The sequence below is a fragment of the Azospirillum sp. genome, assembly GCF_050789165.1.
On the sequence record NZ_JBOZRT010000154.1, the window covers coordinates 14,911 to 39,732 of the forward strand.

General features: G+C 72.3%; 24 protein-coding genes. 13 read left to right on the forward strand and 11 right to left on the reverse strand.

What is annotated here, in order from left to right; genetic code table 11:
• The first annotated feature begins 107 nt into the window (after window positions 1-107).
• From ACRWK7_RS31605 to ACRWK7_RS31645, 9 genes are all read left to right on the forward strand, one after another.
• A complete protein-coding gene (locus ACRWK7_RS31605) occupies window positions 108-509 on the forward strand; it encodes a Rap1a/Tai family immunity protein (RefSeq protein ID WP_431861253.1) in 402 nt (133 codons plus the stop codon).
• A 44-nt stretch (window positions 510-553) separates the two neighbouring features.
• A complete protein-coding gene (locus tag ACRWK7_RS31610) occupies window positions 554-835 on the forward strand; it encodes a glycine zipper family protein (protein ID WP_431861255.1) in 282 nt (93 codons plus the stop codon).
• 59 nt (window positions 836-894) lie between these two features.
• A complete protein-coding gene (locus ACRWK7_RS31615; RefSeq protein WP_431861257.1) occupies window positions 895-2,022 on the forward strand; it encodes an MlaE family ABC transporter permease in 1,128 nt (375 codons plus the stop codon).
• Between the two features lie 11 nt (window positions 2,023-2,033).
• Entirely contained in the window at window positions 2,034-2,798 is a 765-nt protein-coding gene (locus tag ACRWK7_RS31620) for an ABC transporter ATP-binding protein (protein ID WP_431861259.1), read from the forward strand.
• Window positions 2,799-2,826: 28 nt separating this feature from the next.
• Window positions 2,827-3,840, forward strand: a complete 1,014-nt coding sequence (locus ACRWK7_RS31625; protein ID WP_431861261.1) for an MlaD family protein — start codon at window positions 2,827-2,829, stop codon at window positions 3,838-3,840.
• A 5-nt stretch (window positions 3,841-3,845) separates the two neighbouring features.
• Window positions 3,846-4,469 (forward strand): PqiC family protein, encoded by a 624-nt coding sequence (locus ACRWK7_RS31630; protein ID WP_431861263.1) that lies wholly within the window; start codon window positions 3,846-3,848, stop codon window positions 4,467-4,469.
• 60 nt (window positions 4,470-4,529) lie between these two features.
• Complete coding sequence (locus ACRWK7_RS31635) at window positions 4,530-5,417, forward strand: DUF2092 domain-containing protein (RefSeq protein WP_431861265.1); 888 nt, start codon at window positions 4,530-4,532, stop codon at window positions 5,415-5,417.
• Window positions 5,414-6,223, forward strand: coding sequence for a hypothetical protein (locus ACRWK7_RS31640; RefSeq protein WP_431861267.1), 810 nt, complete (start codon window positions 5,414-5,416; stop codon window positions 6,221-6,223). The genes ACRWK7_RS31635 and ACRWK7_RS31640 overlap by 4 nt, the downstream gene beginning before the upstream one ends.
• A gap of 90 nt (window positions 6,224-6,313) precedes the next feature.
• Window positions 6,314-7,753: a S41 family peptidase gene (locus ACRWK7_RS31645; protein ID WP_431861268.1), complete on the forward strand. Its 1,440-nt coding sequence runs from the start codon at window positions 6,314-6,316 to the stop codon at window positions 7,751-7,753.
• Between the two features lie 12 nt (window positions 7,754-7,765).
• Here the strand turns inward: ACRWK7_RS31645 and ACRWK7_RS31650 are convergent, their stop codons facing one another.
• The 7 genes from ACRWK7_RS31650 to ACRWK7_RS31680 all read right to left on the reverse strand — a co-directional run bounded on the left by ACRWK7_RS31650 (window position 7,766) and on the right by ACRWK7_RS31680 (window position 15,321).
• On the reverse strand, window positions 7,766-8,449 hold the full coding sequence (locus tag ACRWK7_RS31650; RefSeq protein WP_431861269.1) for a nucleoside phosphorylase: 684 nt from the start codon (window positions 8,447-8,449) through the stop codon (window positions 7,766-7,768).
• A gap of 19 nt (window positions 8,450-8,468) precedes the next feature.
• Window positions 8,469-10,430, reverse strand: coding sequence for a squalene--hopene cyclase (gene shc, locus ACRWK7_RS31655; RefSeq protein WP_431861271.1), 1,962 nt, complete (start codon window positions 10,428-10,430; stop codon window positions 8,469-8,471).
• Between the two features lie 9 nt (window positions 10,431-10,439).
• On the reverse strand, window positions 10,440-11,330 hold the full coding sequence (gene hpnD, locus ACRWK7_RS31660; RefSeq protein ID WP_431861273.1) for a presqualene diphosphate synthase HpnD: 891 nt from the start codon (window positions 11,328-11,330) through the stop codon (window positions 10,440-10,442).
• A gap of 83 nt (window positions 11,331-11,413) precedes the next feature.
• The gene (locus ACRWK7_RS31665; RefSeq protein WP_431861275.1) at window positions 11,414-11,800 is read right to left on the reverse strand and encodes an EF-hand domain-containing protein; all 387 of its coding nucleotides are present in this window, start codon (window positions 11,798-11,800) and stop codon (window positions 11,414-11,416) included.
• Between the two features lie 351 nt (window positions 11,801-12,151).
• On the reverse strand, window positions 12,152-13,411 hold the full coding sequence (locus ACRWK7_RS31670; protein ID WP_431861277.1) for a S41 family peptidase: 1,260 nt from the start codon (window positions 13,409-13,411) through the stop codon (window positions 12,152-12,154).
• Window positions 13,412-13,631: 220 nt separating this feature from the next.
• Window positions 13,632-14,651: an NAD-dependent epimerase/dehydratase family protein gene (locus tag ACRWK7_RS31675; RefSeq protein WP_431861279.1), complete on the reverse strand. Its 1,020-nt coding sequence runs from the start codon at window positions 14,649-14,651 to the stop codon at window positions 13,632-13,634.
• Between the two features lie 4 nt (window positions 14,652-14,655).
• The gene (locus ACRWK7_RS31680) at window positions 14,656-15,321 is read right to left on the reverse strand and encodes an ABC transporter substrate-binding protein (RefSeq protein ID WP_431861281.1); all 666 of its coding nucleotides are present in this window, start codon (window positions 15,319-15,321) and stop codon (window positions 14,656-14,658) included.
• A 145-nt stretch (window positions 15,322-15,466) separates the two neighbouring features.
• Here ACRWK7_RS31680 and ACRWK7_RS31685 point away from each other — a divergent pair, with 145 nt between their 5' ends.
• Both ACRWK7_RS31685 and ACRWK7_RS31690 read left to right on the forward strand, forming a co-directional pair.
• Window positions 15,467-16,591 (forward strand): sulfotransferase family protein, encoded by a 1,125-nt coding sequence (locus tag ACRWK7_RS31685; protein ID WP_431861282.1) that lies wholly within the window; start codon window positions 15,467-15,469, stop codon window positions 16,589-16,591.
• Window positions 16,588-17,664 carry a hypothetical protein gene (locus ACRWK7_RS31690; RefSeq protein WP_431861284.1) on the forward strand — a complete coding sequence of 359 codons (1,077 nt, stop codon included), beginning with the start codon at window positions 16,588-16,590 and terminating at the stop codon, window positions 17,662-17,664. Before ACRWK7_RS31685 ends, ACRWK7_RS31690 begins: the two co-directional genes overlap by 4 nt.
• Here the strand turns inward: ACRWK7_RS31690 and ACRWK7_RS31695 are convergent.
• Entirely contained in the window at window positions 17,555-20,158 is a 2,604-nt protein-coding gene (locus ACRWK7_RS31695; protein WP_431861286.1) for an MMPL family transporter, read from the reverse strand. The genes ACRWK7_RS31690 and ACRWK7_RS31695 overlap by 110 nt on opposite strands.
• 230 nt (window positions 20,159-20,388) lie before the next feature.
• Between ACRWK7_RS31695 and ACRWK7_RS31700 the strand changes: the two genes are divergently transcribed.
• On the forward strand, window positions 20,389-20,826 hold the full coding sequence (locus ACRWK7_RS31700; protein WP_431861287.1) for a DUF2141 domain-containing protein: 438 nt from the start codon (window positions 20,389-20,391) through the stop codon (window positions 20,824-20,826).
• 11 nt (window positions 20,827-20,837) lie between these two features.
• Window positions 20,838-22,367, forward strand: coding sequence for an alpha-amylase family glycosyl hydrolase (locus tag ACRWK7_RS31705; RefSeq protein ID WP_431861288.1), 1,530 nt, complete (start codon window positions 20,838-20,840; stop codon window positions 22,365-22,367).
• Here ACRWK7_RS31705 and hpnH read toward each other — a convergent pair.
• From hpnH to ACRWK7_RS31720, 3 genes are all read right to left on the reverse strand, one after another.
• Entirely contained in the window at window positions 22,334-23,389 is a 1,056-nt protein-coding gene (gene hpnH / locus ACRWK7_RS31710) for an adenosyl-hopene transferase HpnH (RefSeq protein WP_431861290.1), read from the reverse strand. The two genes, ACRWK7_RS31705 and hpnH, sit on opposite strands and share 34 nt — an antisense overlap.
• 29 nt (window positions 23,390-23,418) lie before the next feature.
• Window positions 23,419-24,369 (reverse strand): 4-hydroxy-3-methylbut-2-enyl diphosphate reductase, encoded by a 951-nt coding sequence (gene ispH / locus ACRWK7_RS31715; RefSeq protein WP_431861291.1) that lies wholly within the window; start codon window positions 24,367-24,369, stop codon window positions 23,419-23,421.
• Window positions 24,370-24,409: 40 nt separating this feature from the next.
• A partial coding sequence (locus ACRWK7_RS31720; protein WP_431861293.1) for a transketolase C-terminal domain-containing protein occupies window positions 24,410-24,822 on the reverse strand: 413 nt, incomplete at its 5' end.

Sequence of the window (24,822 nt, forward strand, 5' to 3'; positions counted from 1 at the left end):
AGCACGAACAGCACCTGACGAAACCCCGCCCCGTTCTGCCGGACATCCCAGGGATGCCGGCGCGGGGCGGGGTCGGGCAAGGTGCAGGACACATCCGGAGGCGGACCATGCACGCTCGTTTCACCATCGCGCTCGCCGCGTTCGCGGTCGCCATGGGGGCCGCGGCCCTCGGTGCGCAGACATCGGCGGACCCGTCGGAATCCAACTTCCGCGTCGCCACGACCGGCGATCTGGTGCGGCTGTGCGAGGCCAGGCCGACGGACACCACCGGCGTCGCCGCGCTGCATTTCTGTCAGGGCTTCGCGGTCGGGGCCTATCAGTACCATCAGGTGGTGACGGCCGCCGAGAAGAAGCGGCCGCTCGTCTGCGCCCCGAACCCCACGCCGCCCCGCAACGAGATCATCGCGGAATTCGTCGCCTGGGCGAAGCAGAACTCCAAGCAGCTGGACACGCCTCCGGTCGAAGGGATGTTCCGCTTCCTGGCGCAGCGCTTTCCGTGCCACGCGTGACCGGCTGGTCGCGCTCATTCAACGCCAGCCGTAAGGGGGGCGCCATGATCCCGAAGAAATTCATCGCCGTCGCCGCCATCGCCGTCCCGCTCGCCGCCTGCAGCGACATGAACCCGACGCAGCAGCGCGCGCTCACCGGCACGGCCGGCGGTGCCGCCGGCGGCGCCCTCATCGGCGCCATCGCCGGCAACGCCGGCATGGGCGCGGCCATCGGCGCCGGGGCCGGCCTGGCCGGCGGCCTCCTCTACGACTACCACAAGCGGAGCGAGGACACGGCCTACCAGCGCGGCGTGAAGGAAGGCTCGCAGAAGAAGAGCGGAGGCTGAGGCCGCGGCGCGGCCTGTGGGCCTCCCGTCGCATTCGAGGACAGGGGCGCGGAACGGCTATGGCAGAGCTCATGCGGCTCGAAATGCTCGACGGTCGGACGCTGGCGGTCCATTGCGCCGGGGACTGGACCGTGCGGCACGGGATGCCGTCCGTCAAAACGGCGGCCAGGCACGTGGCAGGCCAGCCGGCGCCCACCCGGGTGACGGTCCAGGCGGCCGGGCTGGGGCTGTGGGACTCCTCGCTGGTGTCGTTCGTGGCCGGCCTCGAGGCGCTGTGCCGCGCGCGGACGATCGCCTTCGACAAGGACGGCCTGCCGTCCGGCGTCCGGCGGCTGGTGGATCTGGCCCTGGCGGTCCCGGAGAAGACGGGGACGCGCCGCGCCGCCGTCCGCAAGCCCGTTCTCGACGTGGTGGGCGAGGGCACGTTGCGCGCGTGGAAGGGGGCCGAGGACACGCTCGCCTTCCTCGGAGAGGCGACCCTGTCCTTCCTCCGGCTCCTCACCGGGCGGGCGCGGTTCCGCGGCTCCGACCTCCTGCTGATCGTGCAGGAGTGCGGGGCGGAGGCGCTGCTCATCGCGTCGGTGATCTCGCTGCTCGTCGGGCTGATCCTCGCGTTCGTCGGCGCCGTGCAGCTGCGCACCTTCGGGGCGGAGGTCTACGTGGCCAACCTCGTCACCGTGGCGATGACGCGCGAGATGGCGGCCATCATGACCGCCATCGTGCTGGCGGGGCGCACGGGGGCGGCCTTCGCCGCGCAGCTGGGCACCATGCAGGCCAACGAGGAGATCGACGCGCTGATCACGCTGGGGGTCTCGCCGGTCGATTTCCTGGTGCTGCCGCGCATGCTGGCGCTGATGCTGATGATGCCGCTGCTCTATCTCTACGCGGCCTTCGCCGGCATGCTCGGGGGATTCCTGGTCGGCATCGGCATGCTCGACCTGACCGGCACCGTCTATCTGGAGCAGACGCGCGCCAGCTTCGCCTTCACCGACTTCTTCATCGGCTGGGGCAAGAGCGTGCTGTTCGGCGCGCTGGTCGCCGTGGCCGGCTGCATGTGCGGCATCCAGTCGGGGCGCAGCGCGGCGGCGGTCGGCAACGCCGCCACGTCGGCGGTGGTCACGTCGCTCGTCTACATCATCATCAGCGACGCCGTGCTGGCCGTCCTCCTCAACATCGTCGGCCTGTAGGGGAGGGGCGCGTGGAAACGGAAACCCCCAGGATCGTCGTCCGGAACCTCGACATGGCGTTCGGCACCTACGTCGTGCAGCGGGACGTCAGCTTCAGCGTGGGCCGTGGCGAGATCTTCGTCATCATGGGCGACAGCGGCTGCGGCAAGAGCACGATGCTCAAGCACATGGTCGGGCTGATCCGGCCCGCGCGCGGCGACGTCCTGTACGACGGGGAGAGCTTCTGGGGCGGGGACACCGACCGGCAGATGGCGATCAGCCGGCGCTTCGGCGTGCTGTTCCAGAGCGGCGCCCTGTGGAGCTCCATGACGCTCGCCGAGAACGTTGCCCTGCCGCTCGGGCTCTACACCGCGCTCGACGCGCGCGAGGTGGCGGAGGTGGTGTCGCTGAAGCTGGCGCTGGTCGGGCTGCGGGGGTTCGAGGAGTACTACCCGTCCGAGATCAGCGGCGGCATGCGCAAGCGCGCCGGGCTGGCGCGCGCCATGGCGCTCGACCCCGACATCCTGTTCCTGGACGAGCCGTCCGCCGGCCTCGACCCGCTGAGTTCGCACCGCTTGGACGACCTGATCCTGGAGTTGCGGGACAATCTCGGCAGCACGGTGGTGATCGTCACCCACGAGCTCGCCAGCATCTTCGCGATCGCCGACAACGCCGTGTTCCTCGACGCGGAAAGCCGGACGGCCATCGCGCACGGCGACCCGCGGGTCCTGCTCGACGCGGCGGAAAGCCCGAAGGTCCGGGAGTTCCTGCGCCGCGGCGAGCCGGCGCACGCGTGACGGCGCCGGCAGGGGAAGGAGACATCGCATGGCGGCAAAAGCCAATCCCAAGGTCGTCGGAGGGTTCGTCGTCGGCGCGGTGGCGCTGCTGGTCACGGCGGTCGCCCTGTTCGGCGGCGGCAACCTCCTGGCCTCGCGCCCGCGCGCCGGCACCTACTTCCAGGGCTCGGTGGCCGGCCTGGACGTGGGCGCGCCGGTCACCTACCGCGGGGTGCGGGTGGGCGAGGTGAAGTCGATCCGCATCGAGGTGGACAACCAGACCCTGGCCGCCCGCATGCCGGTGGTGTTCGAGTTCATTCCCGGCTCAGTCCAGTGGAGCGACCGGATGCTTCGCCCGGACGAGTATCCGCGCCTGATCGAGCAGGGGCTGCGGGCCAAGCTGGTGTCGCAGAGCCTCGTGACCGGCCAGCTGGCGATCGAGCTGAACTACTACCCGGACACGCCGGCCACGCGGGTCGGCGGGCTGCCGCCGTCGGTGCTCGAGATCCCGTCGGTCCAGTCGGACCTGGAGACGCTGAAATCGGCGCTGGCCAACCTGCCGCTCGACCAGATCGCCGCGTCCCTGGGGCAGGTCCTGTCCCGCGCGGACGCCCTGCTCGCCGAGCCCGAATGGCAGAACGCGCTGGTCGCGCTCGCCGGCGGCCTGCAGCAGTTCGAATCCCTCATGGCGACGGTGAACGCGCAGTCGCAGCCGCTGATGGGGGATATCGGCGGCACCGCCAAGGAGACCAGGGAAACCGTCGCGGCGCTGCGGGGGGACCTGCAGGGGGCCGTCGCCGACCTGCGCGGCGTCCTCGCCAAGGTCGATGGCGAGGTGAAGCCGCTCAGCGCCCGCGTGACCGCGGCGGCGGCGGCGGCGGAGAAGGCGCTCCGGCAGGCGGACACCACGCTGCGGACGGTCGATGCGGCGTTGGACCCGCGCTCGCCCCTGCGCAACAACCTGGAGCAGACGCTCGGCAACCTGTCCGTCGCGTCGAGGTCGCTGCGCTCGTTCGCCGACCAGCTCGACCGCAGCCCGAACATCCTGATAACCGGACGGTGACCTTCATGCCAACACGTGGGTTCCCGCGCCGATGGTTTCTGTCGAGCCTCCTGGCCACGGCCGCCGTGGCGGGATGCGGCGGCGCGGACCCGCGTCTCTACGTGCTGGCGCCCATGGAGGCGAACGCCCCGGTCAAGCGCGGTGGCGGCCGGTCGATCGGCGTCCAGCTCGTCAGCCTGCCCGAGTATCTCGACCGTTCGGAGATCGTGACCTACACCAGCGCCAACGAGCTGCAGGCGAACCGCGACGACCGCTGGGCCGAGCGGCTGCCGACCAACGTCACCCGCGTTCTGGCCGAGAACCTGTCGACCCTGCTGACCAACGACCGCGTCCACGTCATGCCGTCCCGGAACGGTGACCGGGCCGACTACGAGGTGCACGTCGAGGTCGACCGTTTCGAGCGGGTCGCGTCCGGGCAGAGCGTGCTCGACGCGCATTGGACGATCACCGACGGCGCCACCCGGAAGGTGCTGGTGCGGGACGAGACCCGCCTGTCCAGCCGCGTGCGGGACCAGGGCTATCCGGCGCTGGTGGCGGCCATGAACGACAACCTGGCGGTGCTGAGCCACGAAATCGCGGGGGCGATCGCCAGGCTTCCGCAGAAGGGAGGCCGAAGGGCGAGTTCCTGACCGCCGCCTGAGGACGGTCGGAACGGCCCGACGTCCATTCCGAGTCAGAAGGGGGTATCGATGACGAGCCTGATGCGGCTGGCATGGCCGGCACTGTGCGTTTCCCTGCTGATCGCGCCCGCGATGGCCGCCGACGCGCCGCCGGCCGGCGGCCCTCCGCAGGCGGCGGCCCCGGCGGAAGCGGACGAGAATCCCATCGACGGCGCGGCGATGGAGACCCTGAAGCGCATGGCCGACACCCTGGCGAAGGCTTCGGGGTTCAGCGTGACCATCCGGGCCAACTACGACGTCGTGCAGGACACCGGCGAGAAGATCGAGTTCGGCGAGCGGCGCACCGTGAAACTCCAGCGCCCCGGCGCCCTCATGGTCGACGCGCAGCAGAGCGACGGCAAGCGCACGCTCGTGACCTTCGACGGCAAGGCGATCACCGTGTTCAACCCCGCGGACAACGCCTACGCCCAGGTCGAGCAGACGGGCAGCGTGGACGACGCGGTGCGCCATCTGGTCCAGGACCTGCAGGTCAAGGTGCCGCTGGCGTTGATGCTGGTCAGCACGCTGCCGGCGGAGCTGGAGGAACGGCTGCAGGCCCTCGACTACGTGGAGCGCGACACGCTGACCGCGGTTCCCACGGACCATCTCGCCGGCCAGACCGAGGACATCGACTTCCAGATCTGGATCACGGCCGGCGACCCGCCCCTGCCGCAGCGGATCACGATCACCTACAAGAACGACGAGGGGGAGCCGCAATTCCGCGCCGACCTGTCGGACTGGACCCTGAATCCCGGCTTCTCGCCCGCACAGCTCGCCTTCCGTCCGCCGGACGGGGCCGAGCGCATCCCCTTCCTGATCCGGGTTCCGCGGTCCATGACCGGGCAGGCGCCCGCGCCTGAGGACACGAGCCTCGGAACATCCGGTGCATCCGGCAACACGCAAGGAGCGCCGAAATGACATCCCGATCGATACGGATCGTCCTTTCCATCACCGCCTCCGTCATCCTGGTCGCCGCGTCGGTGGCGGATTCCTATGCCCAGGGCGGCCGCGGCCGTGGCGGCGGAGGCGGTGGCGGTGGCCGCGGCGGAGGCGGTGGCGGCGGCTTCTCGCGCCCGAGCGGCGGTGGAGGCGGCGGTGGCGGATTCTCCCGCTCCGGTGCGGCGGCGGGCGGCAGCTTTTCGGCGCCGCGGCCGGCGGGCGGAGCCCGGCAGGCCGGCGGAGGCCAGCTCTCGGCGCAGCGCACGGCGTCCACGCAGACCGGCGCCCGCCAGACGACCACCCGGCAGGCCGGGGCCACCGAGCGGTCCGGGCAGCGCGCCGACACACGGCAGTCCCGCACCGAAGCCCGGGAGAGCTCCGGCTCGTCGCGCCAGGAGGAACGCACCGAGCGCCAGGGGCAGCGGCAGCAGGGCCAGACCGAACGCACGGAAGTCCGCCAGCAGGGCCAGACCGAGCGCACCGAGGCCCGGTCCCAGGCGGCGCAGAACATCTCCGGCAACTGGGACGGGCATGGCTACGGCTACGATTACGACGACGACAACTGGGGCTACGCCTTCGCCGGGGCGGCGGTCGGCGCGACCGTGGGCTTCATGGCCGGCGCCGCCGCGGCGACGCCGACCTACATCACCACGCTCCCCTGCTCGCCGACGGTGGTGGCGGCGTCGGGCGTGAACTACTACGGCTGTAGCGGCACCTGGTACAACCGCAGCTATGTGGACGGGAACGTCACGTACGTGATCGTCAATCCGCCTCCCGGTCATTGACGACGGCACGTGCGGCCCCGGTGCGGGGTCAGGTCTTTGCGGAGGCGCGCCATGATCCACAAGGGAATACGATCAGCCAGGGGCATGGCCATGCTCATGCTGTTGGTTTCAGGCCTTCTCCCGTCCGCGTGCGCGACGGCGATCGACGCGCGCCCCGACTTGCAGCCCGCCCTGGACCGGTACCGATACGAGTTCGTCAAGGTGCATCCGGGCGCGGTGCTTCCGCCCTCGGACCCCGATTACATGCTCTTCGCCGGGGCGATGCGCCTGGTGCTCGGCGCGTACGTGAACCCCACCGCCCCCCACCTCCTGGTCGATCGGGCGCTGGAGGGAATGTGGGCGCGCAAGGAGAGCGAGCCCGACGCCAGCCGCCATGTGCTCACCGAGGCGGCGATCGACGGCATGCTGTCGGGGCTCGACCCCTATTCCGGATTCCTCGACACCGAGCACGTGAACAATCTGCGGGAGCAGATGCACGGGGAGTACGCCGGCTTCGGCATGGACGTCGCGATGGACGACCGCACCGGGCTCCTGCGCGTCGTCAGCTCCGACAAGAACTCGCCGGCGGCCCGCGCCGGCGTGCGCTCCGGCGACCTCATCGTCACCATCAACGGCCAGCAGGTCAGGGGGCTGACCCTGAACGACGTGGCGGCCCGCATACGCGGGCCGGCGGGCCGCGCGGTCGATCTCCAGGTGCTCCGGCCCGACGGCAAGTCCCCGGTGCGCATCAGCATGATACGCACCGTCTTCAAGGTCCGTCCGCTCCTGTACCGGCTGGACGGCGACATCGCCTACGTCAGCATCGCCTATTTCAACGAGCAGACCGCCCAAAGCCTGAGCGAGGCCATCGAGACGATGCGCCTCCAGGCCGGCGGCCGGCTGGCGGGCGCCGTGCTGGACCTGCGGAACAATCCCGGCGGCCTGCTCGAACAGGGCATAAAGGTCGCCGGGCGCTTCCTGGGACCGGCGGAGATCGTCTCGACGCGCGGCCGCGCCGCAGCGACGCAGCGCTACCGGGCCGGCGATTCCAACGACGTGCTGCACGGGGCGCCGCTGGTGGTGCTGATCAACGGCTTCTCTTCCTCGTCCTCGGAAATCGTCGCCGGCGCGCTGCAGGACTACCGGCGCGCCCTGCTGCTCGGGACGCGCAGCTACGGCAAGGGGACGGTCCAGACGGTCTTCTGGCTGCCGACCGGCGAGGGCATCCGGCTGACCACGGCGCACTATTTCCGGCCGTCCGGCGCCTCGGTGGAGTGCTTCGGCATTTCCCCGAACGTCGAGATCATGCCCACCCCGCACATGAAGGGGCCGTTGAACCCGGCCCCGGCCGTGACCGCCTTGCCCGACCACGCGGCGTGCGACCCGACCACCGCCCCGCCCCCGCCGCAGCGGTGGTCCATGGCCGACCTCTGCCCGGAGATCGCGCGCGCGGCGTCCGGGACGACGCCGGACGTGGTGCTGGACGTGCCGCTCGAATGCGCCCTCGCCACCATCCGCACGGGCCGGATGATGACCGCCGCGCAGCCGTGAGCGGCCCGCGCCTCACGGCGGATCGAGGGAACCGAGGCGGGCCAGCGCGCCCCGCAACGCCGACAGGCCGGCCTGCCCGTCGCGCGCGAGGCGCAGCGCGGCGGGCAGGCTCCGGGGATCGCGCAGCAGGCCGGCGGCGATGCGGAACGGGCGGAGGCGGCCGTCGTCCCCCACGCCGGCGAGGGCCCACGGGGGAACGCCGGCGTCCGGGGGATCGGCGACCGCCCGCAGCACCAGGAACGGCAGGCCCGCCTCCCGTGCCGCCAGCGCCACCGCCGCGCTTTCCATGTCGACCGCGGCCGAGCCGCTGCGTTCGGCCAGCGCCCGCTTGTCGGCCGGCGTTGCCGCCATCCGCCGCACGCCCGCGATGCGCCCGCCGGACAGGCTCAGGCCCGCGGCCTGCGCGCGCGCCAGCACGGCGGCGCGCCACGCCGGGCTGACGGGGCGCTCGGACCCGTCGGGCAGGACAACCCCCGAGGCGAGAAGCAGCGTGCCCGCCTTCAGCCCTGGGGTTAGGCCGCCGGCGAGCCCGAAGCTGACCAGCGCGGTCGCTCCGCGGGCCCCCATCTCCGCCGCGAGCCGGTGCGCGCGGTCCGCGTCGGCACCGCTGCACGCGGTCAGGGGGGCGGTGCCGGACAGCACCCGCAGGACCCGGGCCTCGGCCCGGACCCCGGTGAGGATCCCCAGGCGGGTCAAGGCTCACACGCCCGGTCGATCATAGGCCATGGCCGACACGCCGGCTGTTGCGACGCTGGAGCGCGCGGTAGCGCGCCAGGGCCCACAGGGGGAAGTAGGCCGCGTACCCATGGTAGCGCAGGTAGAAGACGCGCGGAAAGCCCACCCCGGTGTACAGGTCCTCGGCCCAGCGGGCTCCCGCCCGCGGCGCCCGTTCCAGGTAGTCGATGCCGCGGCGCACGGCGTCGCTGTCGACGGCGCCGGCCGCCATCAGGCCGAGCAGCGCCCAGGCCGTCTGCGACGGCGTGCTGGCCTTCGCCTCGGCCTTGCGCTCGCGCCAGTAGGTGGCGCAGTCCTCGCCCCAGCCGCCGTCCGGCCGCTGGCGGGATTCGAGGAATCTCACCGCACGCCGCACCGCCGGCGACCCGGCGTCCTCGCCGGCGGCGGTGAGCGCGCACAGCACCGACCACGTGCCGTAGACGTAGTTGGTGCCCCAGCGGCCGTACCAGGACCCGTCGGCCTCCTGTTCGCGCAGCAGGAAGCCGACCGCGCCGGCCACGGCCGGATGGTCCCGGCCCAGGCCGATCTGCGCCAGGAAGCCCAGGCAGCGGGCGGTCACGTCCGCGGTCGGCGGGTCGAGCAGCGCGCCGTGGTCGGCGAAGGGAATGTGGTTCAGGTAGTGGCGCGTGTTGTCCGCATCGTAGGCGCCCCATCCGCCGTTCCGGCTCTGCATGCCCAGGACCCATTCGGCCGCCCGCGCGACCGCGTCGGCGTACCGCCGGGGATCGGCGCGGTGCAGCGCCATGGCGACCACGGCGGTGTCGTCGACGTCCGGGTAGAGGTCGTTGCGGTACTGGAACGCCCAGCCCCCCGGCCGCGGCGCGCCGCCGGCCCGTCCCTCCGCCCAGTCGCCGGTGCGGTCCAGGATCTGCCGGTCGCGCAGCCAGTCCAGCGCCGGCCGCAGCGCCGGGCCGTCCGGCGGCTCCCCGGCCTCCAGAAGCGCGTGCGCCGTCAGCGCGGTGTCCCACACCGGCGACACGCAGGGTTGGCAGTAGGCGCGGTCGCCGTAGCCGACCAGCAGCCGGTCGATGGCGCGGCGCGCGGCGACGGCGTGGGGATGGTCCTGCGGGTAGCCCAGGGCGTCGAGGGCGAGCACCGCGTTGACCATGGCCGGGAAGATCGCGCCCAGCCCGTCCTCGCCGTTCAGGCGCTCCAGCAGGAAGGCCTCCGCCGTACGGAGTGCGCGCCGGCGCAGGGCCCGCGGGATCAGCGGCTCGGCCGCGCGCAGCGCATGGTCGAGCACCAGGAACGCCGTGCCGAGGGCCGACCCGGTGGGGTTGACGTTGTAGCGGCGTTCCCGGTCGGGCGGCGTGACGAACAGCTCGCCGATGTGGACGTCCCGCCTGTTGCGCGCCCGCGGCTTCAGCGCCTGGAGGATGAGGAGCGGCACGACCACGACGCGCGACCAGTAGGCGATCTTCGAGAGATGCACCGGGAACCAGCGCGGCGCGAGCATCAGCTCCACCGGCATCACCGGCACCGCGCGCCAGGGCACCTCCCCGTACAGCGCCAGGAGGATGCGGGTGAAGACGTTGCTGCGGGCGGCTCCGCCGGCGGCGAGGATGGCCGTGCGCGCGCGGCGCATGTGCTCCGCCTCCGGGTCGTCGCCGATCATCTTGAGGGCGAAGTAGGCCTTGACCGAGGCGCTGATGTTGGCGTCACCGCCGTGGAACAGCGGCCAGCCGCCGTCGCGGCGCTGCCTGGCCCGCAGGTAGCGGCCGACGTGGGCCTCCAGCCCGGTGTCGGGGGGAGCGCCGAGGAAGTGGCGGGTCAGGATGTATTCGGCCGGAATGGTGGTGTCGGCTTCCAGCTCGAACACCCAGTGGCCGTCGTCCTGTTGCAACGCCTTCAACGCCGCCGCCGTCCGGTCGACCAGCCGGTCGAGGGGGCTCGACCGGGTCTCCAGGGACTGGGTGCGCGGGAACGAGGGCCGTCCGTCCATGGGCGCCGGTCACCTGGACGGTCGCCAGGCCGGCCGCAGCAGGCCCCGGGCGAGGGCCGCCCACAGCTTGCGCGGCTTGCTCAGCGTCAGCGTCGCGTCCGCACCATGCCAGCCGCGCCTTTCCAGGGCGTCGAGGATGGCTTCGTAGATGCCCATCATCAGAAGGGCCGGGCGCAGCCGGGCGCGCCGGCAATGGAGCAGGGCGTGGTCCGCTTCCCTGAAGCGCGCGCGCGCCGTGGCCGCCAGGGCACGGCAGGCGGCGTCGAGGGCGGGGTGGGCGAGCACCGCCGGGATGCCGGCGGCCGGGTCGATGCCGTGGCGGCGCAGCAGATCGCCCGGCAGGTAGAGGCGGCCCCGTTCGGCATCCTCGCCGATGTCCCGCAGGATGTTGGTGAGCTGCAGCGCCTCGCCGAGAGCCCGGGCGAAGTCGCGCGCCTCCGGCTCGTCCGCCCCGAAGGCCCGCAGCGACAGCATGCCCACCGCCCCGGCGACGCGGCGGCAGTACAGCGCCAGCGTCGCCGTGTCCGGGGCGTACAGGCCGTCGCCCAGGTCCATCTCCATGCCGTCGATGATCGTCAGGAACTCGTCGCGCGGCAGGCCGAAGCGCCGCACTGCCCCGATCAGCGCCCGGCTGGTCGGGCGGGTCGGGTGCCCGGCGTACAGGCGCTCGACCTCGATCCGCCATTCGTGCAGGTCCGCGCGCTTGACCGCGTCGGTCTCGTCCCCGTCGGCGATGTCGTCCACTTCGCGGCAGAAGGCGTAGATGGAATACATCGCCCGGCGCTGCTCGGTTGGCAGGATGCGCATGCCGAGCGAGAAGGACGAGCCGGAGCGCTTCACCACGTCGGCGATGTAGGCGAACGGGTCGAGGCCGTCGGCGTCCTGGACGTACCCGGTCATCGTGCCGGCACCTCCACAGAGGGAGCCGATCCGGACCGGACCGGCAGAGAAACGAACGTCCCAGGCGAGCCGCGGTTTCGCGGCTATTGCCGGACCCGCCGCATCAGCGCGTTGAATTCGTTGTGGTCTATGCTGCCGTCGTGGTTCGTGTCCGCGTTCTTGAAGGCCTCGTCCACGACATCCATGAACTCGATGGTGTTGATCTTGCCTTTCGGCCCGGCGATCTTGTCGAAGAGGTCCGGCGGCAGGACCGTCTCATTGCGTGTCAGGACCATGTCCTTGTTGCGGTCCAGAAGGTAGAATATCAACATCTGATTGTTCTTGAACTCGGGCATCGAGATTACGCCGTCGTGGTTATCGTCGAGCAGGTCGAAGATCGTCCGGTCGCGTTTCTCGTAGGTCGGCTTCTCGGCGGCCCACGCCGGAGTGAGGGCGTGGGCGGCGAGAACCAGGATTGCCAGCAGGACCATTCTCGCTCTCGCCGCCACGACCGACCTCCTGTTTGGTCAGCACCATTCCCGTACCGAGGAGGAGCAGGAACAGGACACCGCGTCGGGAGTGCCGCAGGCCTGCCCTGCGCGTCCATCGAGCCGCATGCGGCGGCATGGCGGAAGTATCCGGCGGCGGCCGGGGCCGATGCTACGGTAACGCCCTGGTTTCCGGCAGGGTGTGCCGGCGCACCGCCGCGTGGGTATCATACGGCCGGCGCATGGAAGCTTCCATGATCGGCCGGCCGTATGACCCTCTCGCTCAATGCGTTGCATTGAGCTGCCGGGTTTGAACCAAAGGCGCTTGATGGAAGCCATCAAGCGCCTTTGGTATCAGTCGGCTGCGGCGCGCGTCTGCACGGAGGCGGACAGCCGTCTCGTGCGAAGCGCGACAAGCGCGCAGTCGAGAGGGCGGTCCGGAGCGTCGGCGGCGACCTCGGGACAGAGGGCGGCGGCCGGCATGGTCTCCAACGGCGGGGAGATGGCGATGGAGCAGGGCGGACGGCCGAAGTACGGGCTGCCTCCGGCGCGGCCCGCGGCCCCCGCCGCGACCGACGGGGCGGGCCGGACCTCGACGTTCGGTGCGATGCCGACGCAGTCCACCGCGGCGCCCGACGGCCGGAAATAGCGCGCCGTGGTGAGGCGGACGGCCTCGCCGCCGGGCAGCCAGTAGACCGTCTGGACGGAGCCCTTGCCGAAGCTGCGCGTCCCGAACACGACCGCACGCTGGTAGTCCTGCAGGGCGCCGGCGACGATTTCCGCCGCCGAGGCGGAGCGGTCGTTGATCAGCACCGCCATCGGGAGCCCGGCCAGCAGGTCCGCCGATGCGCCCGAGAAATAGTGGCGGGTCCCCACGCCGTGCCCGCGCGTGGACACGATCTGCGCGGAGCCGACGAACTGCTCGGCAACCTTCACCGCCTGTTCGACGAGCCCGCCGGGATTGTCCCGGAGATCGAGAACCGCCGCCGCCAGCCGGCCCCGGCTCTGCCGGCGCAGGCTCTCCAGCGCCTCGGCCACCTGCGCGCCGGTCAGCTCGTTGAACTGCCGGATGCGGATGTAGGCGACGTCGCCGGCCAGCCGCTGGGTGACGGGGCGGAGCCTGGACCGTTTGGGGATGGCGCCGGCCGTCGAGGGGCCCTCGCCGTCGAGGCTGGCGCGATCGCCATAGATCTCGTCGCGCAGTGCGCGCACGTGCTCCGTGCTGAGGAACGCCGAATAGGGATCGAGCGCGGCCAGCATGCTGTCGATCGCCGCTTCGGTCAGCACCCGCGTCGATGCGTCGGGGTCGCCATCCCGCTTCGCCCGGTACCCCTCGACGGCCGTGGCGACCAGCCGGCGCGGATCGGACGGCGTGACGTACGTCTCCAAAACAAGGCGCAACGCGTTTCCGAAGAGCGCGTGGCCGGCCTCCTGGTCGGGGCGTGGTGCGCCGCGCGGCCGCAGCGCGTCGACGTCGAGCCGGTACTGGTCGAGCGCCGCCCGCACGTCCGCGCGGTCGTCCACTCCCCGCGCGCACGCCGCCAGGAAGGCACAGGACAGAAGCAGAGCCACTCCGACCATCAGCGTCGTGGGTTTGCGCCCCACCTTCTTCATTTCATCGACCTGCAGTAAACAATACGGGTGCTTTGACAAAGAGCGTGATGAATGGCGCGGGGCGGCGATGTGACGTCGTTCACGGAAAGACGTCACCAAACATCCGGCTGCGCTCGTTCAGGAACCATTGCCCGCCGGGATCGGCGGCATCGCGCGAACGTCTTATGTCATGCGTGCGTATGAAGCGGCAACGCTTCCGGTGGCCTTCGCGCCGGTGTCCTCAAAAGGACACGGCCGATCTGATCCGGGCGCCGTCCGCGCGCGTCAGCCACGCCACGGCGTCCTCCAGGGCGTCGTCCAGGGGGCGTGGGCGGTAGCCGAGGTCGCGCGCCGCCTTGCCGCCGTCCACGCCGGCGGCGGCCAGCGCCAGACGCACGCCGGTGACCGGCGCCCGGGGAGGGCGATGGGAGAGGTGGTCGCTGACCCATTCGTCGAGGGTCGCGGCGGCCAGGGCCAGTGGGGCGGGGACCGCCCATCGGCGCCGGGGGCGGCGCCCGGCCAGCCGGTCGAGGCGGGCCGCGAGGTCGGACAGCCGCACGTCGCTCCCGCCGAGGATGTAGCGCTCGCCCACCGCCCCGCGCTCCGCCGCCAGGATCATGCCGTCGGCAACATCGCGGACGTGCACGAGGTTGAGCGTGCAGTCCAGGATCAGCCGCGGCCCGCCGCGCAGGAAGAGGCGCAGCATGGCGGTCGGCGGCGTCGGCCCGCGGTCGCCCGGCCCGATGGGGGCCGTCGGGTTGACCACCACGAGCGGCAGGCCCGCGGCGGCGGCGGCCAGCGCGTCCCGTTCCGCGAGGTATTTCGAGCGGCAGTAGGGACCGGCCATGCCCTCCAGGCCCGGATCGGACCGTTCGTCCACCGGCCGCCCACCGCGCCCGGCGATCAGCACGCTCTCTGTCGAGCAGTGGACGAACCGGCGCACGCCGGCCCGCGCGGCGGCCTCCAGCACGGTCTGCGTGCCGCGGTGGTTGACGCGCTCGAACATCGACCGGTCACGGTGCCAGAGCTGCGCCACGGCGGCGAGGTGGAACACCCGGTCGACGCCCTCGAACGCCCGCTCCACCGCGTCGCGGTCGAGGACCGAGCCGCGCACGACCGTCACGCCGGGCGGCGGGCCCTCGGGCGGGGGCCCGGGGGGGACGATATCGAGGATGCGCACCCGCTCGCCGCGCTCCGCCAGCGCCGCGACGAGGTGGCCGCCGATGAACCCGCTGCCGCCGGTGACGAGCGACAGGCCCATGCCCTCACGCCCCGCCGAGCAGCCGGTCGGCGGCGGCGTTGAGGTCGTTCGTCAGCCCCGCCAGCCCGCCGTTGCGCAGGATCGTCTGGAATTCCGAGCGCTGCGTGGCGACCTGGCTGATGGTGCCCTTGGCGAGCACATCGAGGATCTTCCAGGTCTGTCCCTGCGGCCGCAGCACGTAGGTCAGGCGCACCGGCTCCTTCCCCGGCTTCTTCACGTGGGTGTCCACCAGCGTGGTTCCGCGCGGTCCGTCCCGCTGCCCGATGATGTCGATGCTCTGCCCCTCGTAGGAGTCGAAGCGCTCCACGTACTGCGCCGCGCTGCGCCGGGAGAACGCGTCGAGCGCCTGCCGCTTTTCGGCTTCGTTCGCGCGGTCGAAATAGGGGGCGGCGGCGACGCGCAGCGCCGCTTCCAAGTCGAAGGCTTCCCGCATCACGGGCATGAAGCGCTGGAGCCGGGCGCGCGACGGTTCGCGCGCGCCGCTGCGCATGAGGTCCAGCAGCGCCTGGTTCAACCGGGCGACCGGCGCGGAGGCGCCGGTCTGCGCCGCCGGCGGGCTGGTCTGCGGGCTTTGGGCCCGTGCCGCGGCCGGGCCGACGACGGGAGCGGCCGCCATGGCCAGGACCAGCAGGGCGGCAAGGCGGCGTATCGACGTCGGGGGTTCGGCCATGGCCATCTCCATCGGTTTCCGTTCGCGGATCCCCGATATGACGATGCCCATCGGAGAAATCCCGTCAACCATCTGCATGAGGTGCGCCAACCGGGTGGCCGGCGCTATCATCCCGAGCACGCCCGGCAGAAGGACGCGCAACCCCATGGGGCGAGAACAGAGCCGCTGGCTTCCCAGCACCGACCATCCGCTTTACGGCTGCGACGCGCTGACGCTGCTGACCGTCCTGGCGCGCAACGGCGGCGTGGACGCGCGCCACCTTCCGACGCTGGCCGTCGCGGCGGCCTCGGCCCTCTTGCGCGCCCCGTTCTCGCTGGCGGAGACGGCCTGGGTCGCGTGGGCGCGCCGGCGCGGCGACCCGCTGCCGGCGCCGGTCTTCATCCTGGGGCATTGGCGCAGCGGCACCACGCACCTCTACAACCTGCTCAGCCGCGACCCGCAGTTCGGCTTCATCCCGCCGGTCGCGGTGGGTCTGCCGTGGGACATGCTGGGGCTCGGCGCCGTCCTGCGGCCCCTCCTGGAACGGGCGCTGCCGGAGCGGCGCTACATCGACAACGTCGCCGTCCGGCCGGATTCCCCGCAGGAGGACGAGATCGCGCTGGCGAACATGTCGCCGCTCTCCTTCTACCACGGGCTCTACTTCCCGCGGCATTTCGACGAGAACCTGAGGCGCGGCCTGTACCACGAGGGATGCTCGCCGGCGGAGACGGAACGCTGGCGCCGCCGCTTCGTCCATTTCCTCGAGAAGGTGGCGCTGTCGCAGGGCGGGCGGCGCCTGCTGATCAAGAACCCGGTGTACAGCGCCCGCGTCGCCCTGCTGCGGGAGATCTGGCCGGACGCCCGCTTCATCCACATCCACCGCGACCCGCGGGCGGTGTTCGTGTCCACGGTCCACTTCTACCGCACGCTGCTGGACAAGCTGGCGCTCCAGCCGCACGGCCACATCGACGTGGAGCAGGCCGTGCTCGACCACTACCCGCGGATCATGCAGGCGCTGCTGGACGACACCGCCGACCTGCCGGCGGACCGCTTCGTCGATGTCGCCTTCGAGACGTTCGAGCGCGAACCGCTGGCGGAGGCGGCGCGCCTCTACCGCACGCTCGGCCTCCCCGGCCATGAGGCCGCCGAACCGCGGTTCCGGGCCTACCTCGCGGACGTGCGCGGCTACACCAAGAACCGCTTCCAGCTGTCCGACGCGGGGCGGGAGCGGGTCGAGCGCTGCTGGCAACCGTTCGTGGCGCGCTGGGGCGAGCCGGCGGCCATCCCGTGATCCGGGTTCTGCTGGCGCTGGGCCTGCTGGCCGGCGGGGTGGGGAAGGCGGCGGCCGACTGCCGGGCGGTGGCGATCGTGGCGCAGGGACGGCCGGTGGTCGGCATCGAGGATCTGGCCGTCGATGAGGCGCTCGGGCAGGCGGTGCTCTCCGCCTACGACCGTGGGGCCGCGCCGGAGAAGGCCGGCGGCGGGCTGTTCCTGCTGCCGCTCGCGGCGCTGGGCGGCGCGCGGGCCGAGGCCGTCGAGTTGACCGCCGGCTTCCGCCCGGCGGCCGGGTTCCGGCCGCACGGCATGGACCTGCGGGTCGAGGCGGACGGAAGCCGGTCGGTGCTGGCGGTCAACCGGCGGTGGGACGGCGTCGTGGCGGTCGAGCGCTTCGTCCTGAGCGGGGGCACGCTGCGGCACCGGGGCTCGGTCGAGGATCCCCGGCTGTGCCGGGCCAACGAGGTGGCGTTCCTGGACGGCGACCGCTTCCTGTTCACCGGCGACCACGGCGGCTGCGGCTGGGCGGCGGTGGCGGCCGAGAACGTGTTCAACCTGCACCGCGGCTTCGTCGGTCTCGTCGATCGGAACCGCGTGCGGGTGCTGGCGGGAGGAATCGGGTTTGCCAACGGCCTGCTGCCGGACCCGGCCGCCGACCGCCTGTACGTCGCCGCGACGCGGGAGCGGGCGGTGTTGGTCTACCGCCTCTCCGCCCTGCTGGCCGGAGACGGCGCGGCCCCGGTGGAGCGGATCGCCGTGCCCGGCGGTCCCGACAATCTCAGCCGGGCGGCGGATGGCCGGGTGCTGGCCGCGGTGCACCCCTCGCTGTTCGCGCTGGCGCTGCACCGGTACGGCTGGCTGGATGTGGTGGCGCCGACGCGCGTCGTCGCGCTGGGCGCGGACGGGGTGACGGTGGTCGCGGAGGACGACGGCCGGCGCCTGCCGGCCGCGACCGTGGCGGCGGCGTGGAGCGGCGGCCTCATCGCCGGGTCGGCGACGTCGGACCGCCTGCTGGTGTGCGGCGATGGATCCAGCGGTGCCAGCCGATCATCAGGCTCGGCAGCACGAGCAGAGCCGAGACGATGGTGAACAGGATGGCGATGGCCAGCAGGATGCCCATGCTGGACAGGCCGCGGTGGCTGGAGATCGCCAGGGTCGCGAAGGCGGTGCTGGTGGTCAGCGTGCTGACCAGCACGGCCAGCGGCGTGCTGGTGATCAGCAGTTCCACCCCGTAGTTCGCGCCGGACGTCCCGGCCCGCTCCAGCTCCTGCCCGCGCGCGACCATGTGGATGCTGCTCGACACGCCGAGCGCGAACAGCAGCGGGATGACGATGACGTTGGCGAAGTTGAAGGGGATGTCCAGCAGCCCCGCCACCGCCACCGTCCACAGCGCCGCCACCGCCAGCGGGACGAGGATCAGCACGACGCCCGACAGGCTGCGCTGCACCACCAGGAGCACGATCGCGATCAGGACCAGCGTCAGCGTCGTCGCCTCCGTGAAGGCGCGCAGCACGATCCGCCCCGCCTGGGTGACCGTCACCGGCGCGCCGGTGGCGTGCGGCGCGACGGCCAGCACCGCGGTGGCGAAGCGCGCCATGTCGCGGCTGTCGGAGATGTCGTGGGTGGGCAGAACCTCCACCCGCGCCCGCCCGTCCGGTGCGATCCAGCGGCGGCGGATGCTGTCCGGCACGTCCTCGGCGGTCACCGGCCGCTCCACCTCCAGCCCCGCGCGCAGCCGGTCCAGCAGCGGCGGGACGCCGCCGGTGAGGGCGCCGTCGAGCGCCGCCAGGGCGGCCTCGCTCCAGGGAACGCGGCCGAGCGCCTCGTCGAAGCGGCTGGCGGCGGCCCGCGTCTCGACGCCGCCCTCGCCGCCCGCCGCGAAGCGGCCCAGGTCGGCGCGGAGCTTCACCACGGCGTCGGCGCGCTCCGCCGGGGTGAGCGGAGCCGTTTCCGCCGGCGCGGCGAGGCCCGGTCCCAGCAGCAGGGCCATGTCGGCGACGATGGGCAGCTTGGCGTCCTGATCCTTCGGGATGAAGCTGGCGAAGGTGCGCACGCCGCCGACCTGCCCGTCGGTGCGCAGCCGGTCGGCCAGCGCCTGCGCCGCGGCCAGATCGGGCTGCAGGACGTTGACCGCGTAGGGGGAGGTCCGCGGCACCTCCGCCAGCTCGCGGTAGGTGCTGACGGCCTCGGTGTGGCGGTTCTGCAGGTTGAGCGGGTTCACGTCGAGCCGCACCAGCGGCAGGGCCGCCAGGGAGCCGAGCACGGTGAGCGCGGTGAGCGCGAGCAGCGTGCCGTTGTGGCGGGTCATCCAGGCGGCGTAGGCGCGATCCTCGCGCTCGACCCGCACCACGCCGGGGCCGGGGCGCAGCAGGACGAACAGGGCCGGCAGCAGCGTCAGGCTGATGACCAGCGCCACGACCATGCCGAGCGCCGAGATCACCCCGAACTCGGCCAGCCCCAGGTACTCGGTCGGCACGAAGGACAGGAAGCCGATGATGGCGCAGAGCGTGCTCAGCGCCAGGGGCGGGCCGACGCCCCGCGCGGCCTCGATCACGGCGGCGCGCGGCGGCTGGCCGCGGCGCAGCTCCTCCTGGTAGCGCAGGCCGAGGTGGCTGCCGAAATCGTCGCCCAGGCCGAAGAAGATGACCGCGCAGGTCACCGAGATCAGGTTCAGCCGGCCCACCGCCACCGCCGCCGCCCCGGCGCTGAGCGTCAGGCCGAGCATCAGGGTGATCATCATGGCGGCGATCATCCGTCCCGAGCGCATCCCGGTGATCAGCACGGCCATCACCAGGATGAAGGACAGCACGGTGGCGATCCAGGCCGTGTCCGCCACCGTGTCCAGCTCGGTCTGGCGGAGCGCGATGGCGCCGGTGACGCGGGCCGTGACGCCGCCGCCGTCCGGTTCGCCCTTCAGCGCCTCGATGCTCCGGCGCACGGCGTCGAGCGCCGGCCGGCCGCGCCCGAAGGCGGTGTCGGCCAGCACCGCCTGCGCCGTCACGAAGCGCCGGTTGCCGAACCGCTCCTCGTCGTGCAGCTTGACCAGGGCGACCCACGACACCGGCTGCGGGGTGCCGGACGCCACCGCTTCCGTCGCGTCGGCGAGCCGGTCGAGCAGGTCCGCCAGGGCGGCCGGCGCGTCCTCGCCCGCGTGTTCGAGGACCGTGCCGAACATGGAGGCGAGCCCGCGCAGGTTCGGCGCCTCGTTCAGCGTCCCGAGCGCCGCCTGCGCCCCGGCGAGCCGCGTGGCCAGGTCCTGGAGGTCCGGCGGGTCCAGGAACAGGAGGCCGTTGCGGCGGAAGTACGGGTCGGCCGAGGGCACCTCCACGTCCGACAGGGCCTGCCCCTGGCCGCGCATCAGGTCGGCGAGGCGCTGCGCCGCCGCGTCCGAGCGCTCCGGCGAGGGAGAGTCGATCACCACGACGATCTGGTCGTCGAGGAAGGGAAAGGCTTGCCGGTATACCTCCGCGTCGCGGCGGAAGGGCACGTCGGGGGCGATCATGTCGGTGGTGCTGGTGTTGATGCGCAGCCCGTTCACCGAGACCCACCCGGCGAGCCCGGTCAGGAGCAGGGTCAGGGCCACGGTGGAGACGGGCCACCGGCACGCCGCCACGCTCATCGACGCCAACAAGGATTGCGCCAGATGTGCAAGGCGTGTGGTCGCTGGGTGGGGCACGTGGACCGATCCCGGCATTGAAATCACGGTGCGTGAAAGCAGATGAACCTTGAAAGTGGCGCGGATCCGCTTTGCCGGATCTTGGTAACGGTATAACGAAGCGTAACATTCGCGAACCGGGTTCAGGGAAATCGGCGGTGGTACTCACGTTGCGTGGGAAGGGGATTGGCGTCGCGGTCGCTGCCGTGATCGCGCTGGGCGCCGGGAACGCCGCCGCGGCGGAGGTCACGGTGCGCGTGCGCGGGGTGGCGAACGACCGCGGCGTGATCGTGGTGGCGCTCTGCACCGCGGACGTCTTCATCGGCGGTCGCTGCGCGTTCCGCGGCGCCGCGCCGGCGTCGTCGGGAACGGTTCCCGTGGTCGTCGGCGCCGTTCCGCCGGGAACCTACGCCGTGCGGGCCTACCATGACGAGAACGCCAACGGCCGCATCGACCGCAACGTTCTCGGCATGCCGCTGGAGGGGTACGGGTTCGGCAACGACGCCAGGGTCGTGCTCTCGCCGCCGAGCTTCGTCGACGCCGCCATCGTCGTGGGCGAGCGGGAGATGGAGACTGTGCTGACGCTGCGCTATTGACGGGGAGGGCCATGCCCGACGCCGCACCCGATCCGGACGCGTGTCCGCTTCTCTACGAACTCAACACGCGCGTCCGGCTGCGCCAGCGCGGCCAGGAGCTTGGCCGCGCCGCGACGCTCGACGATCTCGCCGATGACGAACTCGACCGGCTGGCCGGGCTGGGCTTCCGCTGGGTGTGGCTGCTCGGCGTCTGGCGGACCGGCGCGTTCGGGCGGCGGATCGCGCTCGGCCATGAGGAGTGGCGCCGCGCGTTCCGCGATGCGCTGCCCGACCTTCGGGACGACGACGTTTGCGGGTCCTGCTTCGCCATCGCCGGCTACGACGTGCCGCCGGAACTGGGCGGAGCCGCGGCCTTGCAGCGGCTGAGGGCGCGCATGCACGACCGCGGGCTGCGCCTGATGCTCGACTTCGTGCCCAACCACACGGCGTTCGACCACCCCTGGGTGCGGCGGCGGCCCGATCTGTTCGTCCAGGGGGCCGAGAGCGATCTGGCGCGCGCTCCGGCCGACTATCTCCGCGTCGACACGGAGCGCGGCCCGCGGGTCCTCGCCTGCGGGCGCGATCCCGGCTTCCCGGCCTGGCCGGACGTGGCGCAGCTGAACTACGGCAACCCGGAAACGCGGCGGGCGATGGGGGAGACGTTGCTGGCCATCGCGGACCAATGCGACGGCGTGCGGTGCGACATGGCCATGCTGATCCTGCCCGAGGTGTTCCGGCGCACCTGGGGGATCGCGACGGAACCGTTCTGGCCCGACGCCATCCGCAGCGTCCGCGACCGCCGCCCCGGGTTCCTGTTCATGGCGGAGGCGTATTGGGACCTCGAATGGGAGCTGCTGCGGCAGGGGTTCGACTGCGCCTACGACAAGCGCCTCTACGACCGGCTGCTCGCCCGGACGGCGCGGCCGGTGCGCGAGCATCTGGGGGCGGATCCCGGCTTCCAGCGCAGGCTGGTGCGGTTCCTCGAGAACCATGACGAGCAGCGGGCGGCCGCCGCGTTTCCCTGGGACGCCCATCAGGCGGCGGCCGTGCTGTGCCACCTGGCGCCGGGCCTGCGCCTTTTCCACCAGGGCCAGCTGGAAGGGCTTGCGGCGCGGGTGCCGGTCCATCTGTCGCGGGCGGCGGCGGAGGCTCCCGACCCTGCGGTGTCCGGGTTCTACGCACGGCTGCTGGGGGTTCTCCGCCAGCCCGTGTTCCACGACGGCGACTGGCGCGCCCTCGAACCGGCCGAGGCGTGGCCGGGCAACGGAAGCTGGGACGGTTTCGTCGCGTTTCAGTGGACGGGCCAGGGGAGGGGCCAGGGGAGGGGCCAGGGGAGGGGAACGGCGGGAGAGCACTGGATCGTCGCGGTGAACTACCAGCCCGCCCAGGGCCAGTGCCTCCTTCGCTGCCCCGGCGTGGCCGGCGGCCGGGTCGTCCTGGCCGACGCGCTCGGGCCGGCGCGGTACGAGCGCGAGGGCGACGACCTCGCCTCACGCGGACTCTACCTCGACATGCCGCCCTGGGGTCATCACGTGTTCGAGCTGACGCGCCCGGCCGGCTGAGGGCGCGGCGCGGCGGCGCCCGGTCCGCCCAGCGCCACGCGGAGCAGCTTGAGCGGGTGCGCCAGGGCGTCGGCGACCGCCGTCGGCTCGTACCCGCAATGCGCCATGCAGTCCGCGCACTTCTCGTGCCGGCCCGTGCCGTAGCGGTCCCAGGCGGTGTCCTCCATCAGCTCCCGGAACGACGCGGCGTAGCCTTCGCCCAGGAGGTAGCAGGGCCGCTGCCAGCCGAAGACGTTCCGCGTCGGCGTCCCCCAGGGCGAGCACTCGTACGGCTGGTTGCCGGCGAGGAAGTCGAGATACAGCGCCGAATGGTTGAGCGGCCAGCGCATGCCCCGTCCCAGCCGCAGCACGGCGCGGAACAGCTCGTGCGTGCGGCGGCGGGTCAGGAAATGGTCCTGGTCCGGCGCCTTCTCGTAGGCGTAGCCGGGCGCGATGGTCACCCCTTCCACGCCCAGCTCCTTCAGCCAGTCGAGATAGGCGGCGACCTGCTCCGGCCGGCTGTCGTCGAACAGCGTGGCGTTGACCCCGACCCGGAAGCCGCGTTCCTTGGCCGCCCGGATCGCGGCGACCGCCTGGTCGAACACGCCGTCCTGGCACACCGCCCGGTCGTGCCGGTCGCGGAAGCCGTCGAGATGGACCGAGAAGGTCAGGTAGCGGCTCGGCGTGAAGAGGTCGAGCTTCTTTCGCAGCAGCAGGGCGTTGGTGCACAGGTACACGTAGCGGCGGCGCGCCACGATGCCGTCGACGATGGCGCCGATCTCCTTGTGCAGCAGGGGCTCGCCGCCGGGGATGGAGACGACCGGCGCGCCGCACTCGTCCACCGCGTCCAGGCACTCCTGCACGCTCAGCCGGCGCCGCAGGACGGCGTCGGGATAGGCGATCTTGCCGCAGCCGGCGCAGGCGAGGTTGCACTGGAAGAGCGGTTCCAGCATCAGGACCAGCGGATACCGCTTCCGCCCGGCCAGGCGCTGCCCGAGGACGTAGCGCGCGACGGCGATCTGTTGGTGCAGGGGGATCGGCATGGCGCTCTCCCGGGTGACGCGGCGGCCGGTCAGGCGGCCCGGTTGGGATCCAGCTCGTCCGGCAGCCGGAACCGGACGTTCTCGACGATGCCGCTGAGGGTTTCCAGATGGATCGGGCGCAAGGCGGCGAGGCGGTCCACCACCCCCTGCACGAGGAACTCGGGGGCGGACGCGCCGGCGGTGATGCCGACGGACGACACGCCCTCCAGCCACGCGGCGTCGATGCCGCCGGCGTCGCCGATCAGGCGGCAGGGCTTCCCCATGGCGGCCCCGATCTCGCGCAGCCGGTTGGAGTTCGAGCTGTTGGCGGCCCCGACGACGAACAGCGCATCGACCCGCCGCGCCAGCTCGCGCACCGCGGTCTGGCGGTTCTGCGTCGCGTAGCAGATGTCGTTCACCTGGGGGCCGACGATGCGCGGAAAGCGCTCGACGAGCGCCTCGATGATCTCGCGGGTGTCGTCGACGCTGAGGGTGGTCTGCGTCACGTAGGCGACGCGGCCGGGGTCGCGTGGCCGGAGATCCGCCACGCCGTCGGCGGTGGACACGAGGTGGACGGTTCCGCCGACCTGTCCCACGGTGCCCACGACCTCGGCGTGCCCCTCGTGGCCGATGAGGACGACGTCGTACCCGGTGGCGGCGTAGCGCCGGCCCTCGCGATGCACCTTGGTGACCAGCGGGCAGGTGGCGTCGATCACGTGCAGGTTTCGCGCCCGCGCCGCGTCCTCGACCGCCTTCGAGACGCCGTGGGCGCTGAAGATGGTCACCGCGCCGTCGGGAATCTCGTCCACCTCCTCCACGAACCGCGCGCCGCGCGCCCGCAGCCCGTCCACCACGTGCCCGTTGTGAACGATCTCGTGCCGCACGTAGACCGGCGGGCCGAAGGTGTCGAGCGCCCGCTCGACGATCTCGATCGCCCGCTCCACGCCGGCGCAGAAGCCCCGCGGCTGGGCGAGGATCACGGTCAACGGACGCTCGGACATGCTTGGCTCCCCCCGAACCAATGTTATGATTCAACAGACCTCACGCGGCTCCGGTCTCCGCTCCCGACCGGATCTGCGCCAGAAGACGGGATGGGACGGCGCCGGCCGAAATGCCCAGCGCCGCCAGCGCGGTGGCGACGATGGACCTGGCGTTGAGGCCGGCCTCCTCGTACTGCCTGACGGGCGAGTCCTGCGGGAGGAAGCGGTCGGGCAGCACCATCGGGCGGATCTTCAGCCCGCCGTCGAGCAGGCCCGAGGTCGCCAGGAACTGCAGCACGAAACTGCCGAAGCCGCCGACCGAGCCCTCCTCGATGGTGATCAGCACCTCGTGGTGCAGCGCCAGTTGGCGCACCAGGTCCTCGTCCAGCGGCTTGGCGAAGCGCGCGTCGGCCACCGTGGTGGACAGCCCGCGCGCCGCCAGCTCCGCCGCCGCCTTGCGGCACTCGCCCAGAC

Bases quoted from the DNA above. Each gene is read 5' to 3' on its own strand.
- ACRWK7_RS31605 (WP_431861253.1), top strand. From the start codon at position 108: ATGCACGCTCGTTTCACCATCGCGCTCGCCGCGTTCGCGGTCGCCATG.
- ACRWK7_RS31610 (WP_431861255.1), top strand. From the start codon at position 554: ATGATCCCGAAGAAATTCATCGCCGTCGCCGCCATCGCCGTCCCGCTC.
- ACRWK7_RS31615 (WP_431861257.1), top strand. From the start codon at position 895: ATGGCAGAGCTCATGCGGCTCGAAATGCTCGACGGTCGGACGCTGGCG.
- ACRWK7_RS31625 (WP_431861261.1), top strand. From the start codon at position 2,827: ATGGCGGCAAAAGCCAATCCCAAGGTCGTCGGAGGGTTCGTCGTCGGC.
- ACRWK7_RS31630 (WP_431861263.1), top strand. From the start codon at position 3,846: ATGCCAACACGTGGGTTCCCGCGCCGATGGTTTCTGTCGAGCCTCCTG.
- ACRWK7_RS31635 (WP_431861265.1), top strand. From the start codon at position 4,530: ATGACGAGCCTGATGCGGCTGGCATGGCCGGCACTGTGCGTTTCCCTG.
- ACRWK7_RS31640 (WP_431861267.1), top strand. From the start codon at position 5,414: ATGACATCCCGATCGATACGGATCGTCCTTTCCATCACCGCCTCCGTC.
- ACRWK7_RS31645 (WP_431861268.1), top strand. From the start codon at position 6,314: ATGCTCATGCTGTTGGTTTCAGGCCTTCTCCCGTCCGCGTGCGCGACG.
- shc (WP_431861271.1), bottom strand. From the start codon at position 10,430: ATGGACGGACGGCCCTCGTTCCCGCGCACCCAGTCCCTGGAGACCCGG.
- hpnD (WP_431861273.1), bottom strand. From the start codon at position 11,330: ATGACCGGGTACGTCCAGGACGCCGACGGCCTCGACCCGTTCGCCTAC.
- ACRWK7_RS31665 (WP_431861275.1), bottom strand. From the start codon at position 11,800: ATGGTCCTGCTGGCAATCCTGGTTCTCGCCGCCCACGCCCTCACTCCG.
- ACRWK7_RS31670 (WP_431861277.1), bottom strand. From the start codon at position 13,411: ATGAAGAAGGTGGGGCGCAAACCCACGACGCTGATGGTCGGAGTGGCT.
- ACRWK7_RS31675 (WP_431861279.1), bottom strand. From the start codon at position 14,651: ATGGGCCTGTCGCTCGTCACCGGCGGCAGCGGGTTCATCGGCGGCCAC.
- ACRWK7_RS31680 (WP_431861281.1), bottom strand. From the start codon at position 15,321: ATGGCCGAACCCCCGACGTCGATACGCCGCCTTGCCGCCCTGCTGGTC.
- ACRWK7_RS31685 (WP_431861282.1), top strand. From the start codon at position 15,467: ATGGGGCGAGAACAGAGCCGCTGGCTTCCCAGCACCGACCATCCGCTT.
- ACRWK7_RS31705 (WP_431861288.1), top strand. From the start codon at position 20,838: ATGCCCGACGCCGCACCCGATCCGGACGCGTGTCCGCTTCTCTACGAA.
- hpnH (WP_431861290.1), bottom strand. From the start codon at position 23,389: ATGCCGATCCCCCTGCACCAACAGATCGCCGTCGCGCGCTACGTCCTC.
- ispH (WP_431861291.1), bottom strand. From the start codon at position 24,369: ATGTCCGAGCGTCCGTTGACCGTGATCCTCGCCCAGCCGCGGGGCTTC.